At 49.4% G+C, this 1,011-nt stretch carries 1 protein-coding gene and 2 pseudogenes; 2 read left to right on the forward strand and 1 reads right to left on the reverse strand.

Annotation, left to right across the window (positions count from 1 at the left end; all coding sequences use genetic code 11):
- Positions 1-205: pseudogene (locus LJE98_RS20070) on the forward strand (hypothetical protein); the annotation flags it as partial.
- Positions 169-270, forward strand: a pseudogene (locus LJE98_RS20075) (GNAT family N-acetyltransferase); the annotation flags it as partial. The pseudogenes LJE98_RS20070 and LJE98_RS20075, both read left to right, overlap by 37 nt.
- Before the next feature lie 200 nt (positions 271-470).
- Here the strand turns inward: LJE98_RS20075 and LJE98_RS20080 are convergent.
- A partial coding sequence (locus LJE98_RS20080) for a CatA-like O-acetyltransferase (RefSeq protein ID WP_229577029.1) occupies positions 471-1,011 on the reverse strand: 541 nt, incomplete at its 5' end.

Genomic DNA, 1,011 nt, shown 5'->3' on the forward strand with positions numbered 1-1,011 from the left:
TCATGCAACTCGTAGGACAGGTGCCGGCAGCGCCCAACAGTCCCCCGGCCACGGGGCCTGCCACCATACCCACGCCGAAACAAGCGCCCTGCACCATTATGTTCCGGATCTGCATCGCAGGATGCTGCTGGCTACCCTGTGGAACACCTACATCTGTATTAACGAAGCGCTAACCGTTTTTATCAGGCTCTGGGAGGCAGAATAAATGATCATATCGTCAATTATTACCTCCACGGGGAGAGCCTGAGCAAACTGGCCTCAGGCATTTGAGAAGCACACGGTCACACTGCTTCCGGTAGTCAATAAACCGGTAAACCAGCAATAGACATAAGCGGCTATTTAACGACCCTGCCCTGAACCGACGACCGGGTCGAATTTGCTTTCGAATTTCTGCCATTCATCCGCTTATTATCACTTATTCAGGCGTAGCAACCAGGCGTTTAAGGGCACCAATAACTGCCTTAAAAAAATTACGCCCCGCCCTGCCACTCATCGCAGTACTGTTGTAATTCATTAAGCATTCTGCCGACATGGAAGCCATCACAAACGGCATGATGAACCTGAATCGCCAGCGGCATCAGCACCTTGTCGCCTTGCGTATAATATTTGCCCATGGTGAAAACGGGGGCGAAGAAGTTGTCCATATTGGCCACGTTTAAATCAAAACTGGTGAAACTCACCCAGGGATTGGCTGAGACGAAAAACATATTCTCAATAAACCCTTTAGGGAAATAGGCCAGGTTTTCACCGTAACACGCCACATCTTGCGAATATATGTGTAGAAACTGCCGGAAATCGTCGTGGTATTCACTCCAGAGCGATGAAAACGTTTCAGTTTGCTCATGGAAAACGGTGTAACAAGGGTGAACACTATCCCATATCACCAGCTCACCGTCTTTCATTGCCATACGGCTGTCTCTTATACACATCTCCGAGCCCACGAGACACTCGCTAATCACGTATGCCGTCTTCTGCTTGAAAAAACAAATGACGCGCCGCATGGGATGATTG

Origin of the sequence: Rhizobium sp. 'Codium 1', assembly GCF_020889605.1 — a bacterium.
In the GTDB taxonomy this organism is placed as follows: domain Bacteria; phylum Pseudomonadota; class Alphaproteobacteria; order Rhizobiales; family Rhizobiaceae; genus Allorhizobium; species Allorhizobium algae.